The organism is Caulobacter sp. 17J65-9, assembly GCF_010975005.1.
GTDB lineage: Bacteria > Pseudomonadota > Alphaproteobacteria > Caulobacterales > Caulobacteraceae > 17J80-11.
In genome coordinates this window covers 1-556 of sequence record NZ_JAAIVC010000357.1, presented here as the reverse complement: position 1 = coordinate 556, position 556 = coordinate 1, and the positions used below count along the sequence as shown (strand labels likewise).

Below are 556 nucleotides of genomic sequence, written 5' to 3'. Positions count from 1 at the left end.
GCCGTGCCGGCGGCGGTGGCGGCGGCGGTCTTCGTCGCCGCGCGCGTGGCCGGCGGAGAAGTCGGCCCGGCGGAGCCCCCCGCACGCCGGGCCGGCCTCCTGCTGGCCGCGGCCGTCCTCGTCGGGGCAATGGCTTTGATGGCCGGATCGCCGCCCCTGGTCGCCGCCCGGCTGGCGGCGCTGGTGGTGCTGTGCCTGACCATCGCCGAGATCGACCTGCGGCTGCAGATCGTGCCCGACGCCCTGGTCGCCGCCGTGCTGCTGGTCGCCGTGGTCGCGCCCGCGCCGCTGGACCGCACGGCCCAGCTCGTGGGCTCCGTCGTGACCGGCGGCCTCTTCCTGATCGTCCGTCAGGCCTGTCTGTGGTGGCGCGGCGAGGACGGCCTCGGCCTCGGCGACGTCAAGCTGGCCGCCGCCATGGGGGCGCTGCTCGGGGCCGAGATCAGCCTGCTCGCCGCCGCCGCCGCCGCCGCCGGCACGGCCGCCTGGATCGCCGCGCGACGGCTCACGGGCTCCGGTCATACTGCCGGCGCGCCGCTCGGCGTGGGGCTGGCCG

General features: G+C 78.6%; 1 protein-coding gene. It reads left to right on the top strand.

Features of this window, described 5'->3' with window-relative positions:
• Window positions 1-138: 138 nt before the first annotated feature.
• Window positions 139-556, top strand: a 418-nt coding sequence (locus G3573_RS21940; RefSeq protein WP_205598446.1) for a prepilin peptidase, incomplete at its 3' end; no start/stop codon positions are given.